The sequence below is a fragment of the Halomonas sp. 3F2F genome (genome assembly GCF_014897805.1).
In the GTDB taxonomy this organism is placed as follows: domain Bacteria; phylum Pseudomonadota; class Gammaproteobacteria; order Pseudomonadales; family Halomonadaceae; genus Vreelandella.
In genome coordinates this window covers 1-5,304 of sequence record NZ_JABUZE010000122.1, presented here as the reverse complement: position 1 = coordinate 5,304, position 5,304 = coordinate 1, and the positions used below count along the sequence as shown (strand labels likewise).

The following is a 5,304-nucleotide window of genomic DNA, read 5'->3' as shown; positions in this document are numbered from 1 at the left end:
TGTCCGGGGTTGCCGGCTTCGCCGGGCAAACAAAAAAACCCCGCCGAGGCGGGGTTTTTTTACATCTACAGCAACCCTAAGTTTTAACACTTAGAGCCCAGGCAGAATTACTTCTGCATGGAACGCTGGAACATGCGGTTCATTTCTTCACGGTTCTGCTGAGACATCTGCAGAGCAGCTTGCGCATCGCGCTGAGCTTGGTTAGCAGTGTTCATTGCTTGTGAAGCCATGCTGCGTGCTTCTGCGGCATCAGCCTGTGCAGATTCAGCAGTCATGCGAACTTCTTCCAGGGCGCTGGTAGAAGCACAGCCAGCCAGGATTGCCAGTGAAGCGGCAGCGGCAGTCATCTTCAGAGCAGTCTTCAGAGTCATAATGTTCTCCTTGAGTCTTCCTTGGGTACAACGTTAAGGGTATGACAAATTTAAGGCTAAAGCGTTAGCTCAATTTTGTCTACCTGCGGTGCAGGTTCTTTACAGCGACTTGTACCATGGCATTACACCAATGCACGCAAGTCAAACGCTGTTTTATAATAGACCACAGCGGTTGTCTATAGCCACGTATTTAAAACCTTTAACTTCCTTCAACAGCATAGCCTATCGGATCACTACGCGAGTGCCAACACCTACCAGCGACGCAACGCGCTCAATTTGCTCGTTGGTGACAGCAACACAACCCTGAGTCCAATGGAACCGGCCATGAATATCTGGATCACCCTCACCAATACCATGTATACCAATGGCACCGCCTAATGCCGTATTCTGCGGTGGTGAGCCGTGGCGCTGATAGTGATCAAAATAAGCATCATAATCCGCTTGGGAGTAAATGCCTTTTTCGAGCGCCATCCTCGCATGAGGTGGCGTAGGATAATCGATACCAATAAAGATATGCCACTGACTTTCGTAATTAAATCGATTAATTCGAAACTCGCCGAGCGGTGTCACGTTATCACCGCGAACCCGCTGGGTTTTCGCCCCACCTCGCCCAAGGGATATGGGCGCGTAGTGCTCAACCAACGCATTACCACGGTAGACACTCAACGTGGCGTCTTTATCATCAATTAACACCCATAGTTCATTGCTGTGACGCGGGATACTCGCACGCGAAAGCAGCGTCTCAACCAGATCTGTGGGCTCATAATTATTTAAGCTACCGGAAGTCGCTGCACTGGCCACAGCAGGCCAGCCCAGCGCCAACGCTAAAAAACGGCGACGGTTTACAGGCATCATTATCGTTCTCTATATAGGCCAGCATCACCAGCCAACAAAGCATTTGTGGCGGTTGTTATACCTTATTCTCACACCAAATGTCAGTGCTTTCAAAAAAGCCAAATAATAAGCCAGCGCGCCAATATGCCAACCGCGCCCTTATTAAACGGTAGCTAAATCACTTCAAATACCCGCTTAGAGATCTTCGAATTCTTGCATACTCGCTACTAGCTTACGCGCTTCAGCATGATGTCCCTCTGCCAAAGCGTTAAAAAAAGTTTCCTCTGGCTCTATTTTTGCCCGTGATGCACGGTGCTCATAGAGGTCCTGTAGCTTGCGATGCGACTCAACCGCTACGCGAGTTAGTTCATCAATTGAGTCTGCTATCGTTTGTTGCGCAAGCGCCTCAAGCACTGGAGGCTGAGGAAAGTCATTAGGATCATCAAACCATATTTCCAACACTTCTTTATGATTAAAGCCATCACTAAAAAGCGCCTCTAGCCCCGTCTTCATCCGGAGTTCGCTATCGGCTAAATACGTTAACGCCATGGCAAGACGTTGATGGTCACTTGAATCGGCTGCGGCACGATACTGACGCGCCATGCGCCCATGGTAATCCGCGGCCCATTCAACGAAGTCTTTGACTTGGTTATAGCGCATCTATATCTCCTCTTGCGACTCACTCTCTCTAGGCAATACGTTTGACGTTATAACTACCACTCTTGGCTAGTTTCACGTAGCGCTGCAATATCGCGTTTTGCAGCATGAAGGTTAGTTAACAGCTGCTCAGCAACACTCACCTGGCTGCCGACAGCGATCATTGAGGGGTTCTGCACTGCGCGCTTACTTGCCCCCTCGTCACTGTGCAGCTTCTCAATTTTCCCCACCAGCCAGTGCAACCAGCTATCCGGCTGCTGCAGCATATCTCTTAAGCGCTGCAGCTCAGCAACGGCAGGACCCTTCTCATTAAGGAGCACTTGCCAGCCATGCTCGTTAAGACGCGCATGCTCGGTCACCTCTTTGAGCAGCGAGTTTAATGCCAGCTCAAAGAGCGCCAAGGCACTCTCTTCAATCGCCATTTGACGAGCCTGAGCATGCTCGTCATTACCTGCTGGAAGACCAACCAAAAGCTCAGCTTGATAAAGCAGTTGGTTGGTACGAGAACGCGGACTCACTTGCGCTTATCCTCCACGTGCCATTTACCCGCCTCAAACGTGGCTTTCCAGCCGGTTGCTTTGCCTTCTTCATCGGTCATCACGTACTGCTCTTTATTTTTCCGTGAGTAGCGAATTTGTGCAGGACGGCCATCCGGGTCTTCGCTGGGCGCCTTTAAGATAAAGTGATACTTTTCCGGCAGTTCGTCGGCGTGGGCTTTTAGCTCTTTGACCAGCGGCGGACGTGTTTCACGGTTTTTAGGGAACTTGCTGGCCGCTAAGAACAAGCCGCTGGCACCATCACGCAGCACGTAGTGATCTTCTACCTTTTGGCAGGCCAGTTCCGGCATGGGAATGGGGTCCATTTTGGGCGGTGCCACTTCACCACTACGAAGCAACTTGCGGGTGTTTTTACACTCGCTGTTGGTGCAGCCGAAATATTTGCCGAATCGACCTGACTTAAGCTGCATCTCAGAACCACACTTATCGCATTCGATAATGGGGCCGTCGTAGCCTTTGATTTTGAACTTGCCCGCTTCCACCTCATAACCATCACAATCAGGGCTATTGCCGCAAATATGCAGTTTGCGACCCTCATCGATGAGATAGTTATCCATGGCCGTTCCGCACTTCTGGCAACGACGCTTGGCACGGAGTGCGTTGGTTTCTGCTTCTTCGCCTGCATCTTCTGCAACAGCTTCTTCACCAGGAATTAAATCAATGGTGGTTTTACAGCGCTCTTTGGGCGGTAAGTTATAACCACTGCAACCCAAGAACACACCGGTGGAAGCCGTCCGAATTTGCATTTTGCGACCGCAGCTTGGGCAATCAATATCCGTAGGAACCGGCTGATTAGGGCGCATTCCTTCGTCGCTTTCGGCTTTGCTAAGCTCCTGGCTGAATTCACCATAGAAAGCATCCAGCAAGGCTTGCCAGTTACGCTCACCTTCCGCAACTTCATCCAGGCTATCTTCCATTCGAGCCGTGAACGAATAATCCATCAAATCGGGGAAAGACTCTTTCAGCCGTTCGGTGACAATATCACCCAATTTTTCAGCATAAAAACGGCGACTTTCTAGCTTCACGTAACCACGATCCTGAATCGTGGAAATGATGGCAGCATAGGTAGAAGGACGGCCAATGCCCTGCTTCTCGAGCTCTTTTACTAAGCTGGCTTCCGTATAACGCGGGGCCGGTTTAGTAAAGTGCTGCTGGGGATCAAGCTTTTCAAGCGCCATTGCCGTGCCCTTCGGCAAATCAGGCAGGCTTTGGTCTTCATTTTTACCTGATGGCTTCATCACCCGCGTGTAACCATCAAACTTGAGCACTCGCCCTTTGGCGCGCAAGTCGTAGCCATCAACTTCAACACTCAGCGTGCTGGAAAGGTACTCAGCAGGCGTCATCTGACAGGCCACAAATTGACGCCAAATCAGCTCGTAGAGACGCTCTGCATCACGCTCCATTCCAGAGAGGTCACTGGCCTTGCGCTCAACGCTAGAGGGCCTGATCGCCTCGTGGGCTTCTTGGGCGCTCTCCTTGCTGCTGTAACGGTTAGCAGAGTCTGGTAAATAGCGTGCACCGTACTCATCACCAATAAACGAGCGAACACTCTCTACCGCATCCTTTGAAAGATTGGTGGAGTCGGTACGCATGTAGGTAATGTAACCGGCCTCATAGAGACGCTGAGCCATGGTCATGGTTTTCTTAACAGAGAACCCTAACCGGCCACTAGCAGCCTGCTGCAATGTTGAGGTAATAAACGGCGCGGTAGGCTTAGAGCTTGTCGGCTTGTCTTCACGGGAGGTAATCGCAAGCTTGGCTTTGCGCAGTTGCTCAATACGTGCAAGCGTGTCCTTTTCGGAGGTAGGACGGAAGGGCTTACCATCCTGACGCACCAACGCAAATCTAACCAGCTCGCCATCCGGGGAAGCGAGATCTGCATGGACATCCCAAAACTCTTCAGGAATAAACGCACGAATTTCTCGTTCACGCTCAACGATCAGGCGAACCGCAACAGATTGAACACGACCTGCTGATAAGCCCCTGGCAATCTTGGCCCACAGCAACGGTGAAAGCATAAAACCAACAACGCGGTCCAAGAAGCGGCGCGCCTGCTGCGCTTCCACCCGGGGAATATTTAGCGCCCCTGGCGATTTAAACGCATCCTGAATGGCATTTTTGGTTATTTCATTAAATACAACGCGCTTATAGCGACTGTTATCACCACCAATTGTCTCGCGCAAATGCCAGGCAATTGCTTCCCCTTCGCGGTCCAAATCCGTTGCGAGATAAACAGCATCAGCTTTTTCAGCCAGCTTCTTTAATTCAGCGACGACTTTTTCTTTACCCGGGAGCACCTCATAGCGCGCTTCCCAGCCGTTATCCGGGTCGATGCCCATCCGCCGAATTAACTGATCATGAGCCTTACGTTTTTTGTACTCTGCTTTCTCTTCCGCCGACATCTTGCGTGTTGCCGCAGCCTGGCGAGCGCGCTCCTTCGGGTCGGAGGCTGCCTTACCTGAGCCGCTGGTCGGCAGGTCACGGATGTGACCCACGCTCGACTTTACGATGAAATCGTTGCCGAGATACTTATTGATCGTCTTCGCTTTCGCAGGCGACTCGACGATGACCAGTGACTTGCCCATAGTGCTCCACTTTCCTAATGCTCAGGCGCTATCGCCCATGCTCTGAATACGTTGTCGCCTATCGTTACCACTTGACGACCATGAGAAAAATGCGCCTACCCTACCCCAGGCCTGCAACAAGCGCCAGTAACAACCGACGCATAAGTAACAAACTAATGCTGAAGCGCAAGGTGTCTATCCGTACTATTTTTCATAATGAAGTAGCTAGACACTAGACTGCCAATACGCAGACGGCAACCCAAAATACGGAAATCGAGTAGACATGATGGATTGACCTGCCCCTCCTCAACTTCGTGGGTT

The 5,304-nt window shown here is 51.1% G+C and carries 5 protein-coding genes; all 5 read right to left on the bottom strand.

Annotated elements, in window-relative coordinates:
* Positions 1-107: 107 nt before the first annotated feature.
* The gene (locus INT21_RS12230; protein ID WP_009723517.1) at positions 108-371 is read right to left on the bottom strand and encodes an Lpp/OprI family alanine-zipper lipoprotein; all 264 of its coding nucleotides are present in this window, start codon (positions 369-371) and stop codon (positions 108-110) included.
* A gap of 222 nt (positions 372-593) precedes the next feature.
* The gene (locus INT21_RS12225; RefSeq protein ID WP_193060133.1) at positions 594-1,226 is read right to left on the bottom strand and encodes a L,D-transpeptidase family protein; all 633 of its coding nucleotides are present in this window, start codon (positions 1,224-1,226) and stop codon (positions 594-596) included.
* A gap of 174 nt (positions 1,227-1,400) precedes the next feature.
* A complete protein-coding gene (locus tag INT21_RS12220) occupies positions 1,401-1,865 on the bottom strand; it encodes a 2-hydroxyacyl-CoA dehydratase (protein WP_193060132.1) in 465 nt (154 codons plus the stop codon).
* Positions 1,866-1,918: 53 nt separating this feature from the next.
* Complete coding sequence (locus INT21_RS12215; protein ID WP_193067658.1) at positions 1,919-2,380, bottom strand: DUF6586 family protein; 462 nt, start codon at positions 2,378-2,380, stop codon at positions 1,919-1,921.
* Positions 2,377-5,004, bottom strand: coding sequence for a type I DNA topoisomerase (gene topA / locus INT21_RS12210; protein WP_038483622.1), 2,628 nt, complete (start codon positions 5,002-5,004; stop codon positions 2,377-2,379). The genes INT21_RS12215 and topA overlap by 4 nt, the downstream gene beginning before the upstream one ends.
* Between the last annotated feature and the right edge of the window lie 300 nt (positions 5,005-5,304).

Bases quoted from the DNA above. Each gene is read 5' to 3' on its own strand.
- INT21_RS12220 (WP_193060132.1), bottom strand. From the start codon at position 1,865: ATGCGCTATAACCAAGTCAAAGACTTCGTTGAATGGGCCGCGGATTAC.
- INT21_RS12230 (WP_009723517.1), bottom strand. From the start codon at position 371: ATGACTCTGAAGACTGCTCTGAAGATGACTGCCGCTGCCGCTTCACTG.
- topA (WP_038483622.1), bottom strand. From the start codon at position 5,004: ATGGGCAAGTCACTGGTCATCGTCGAGTCGCCTGCGAAAGCGAAGACG.
- INT21_RS12225 (WP_193060133.1), bottom strand. From the start codon at position 1,226: ATGATGCCTGTAAACCGTCGCCGTTTTTTAGCGTTGGCGCTGGGCTGG.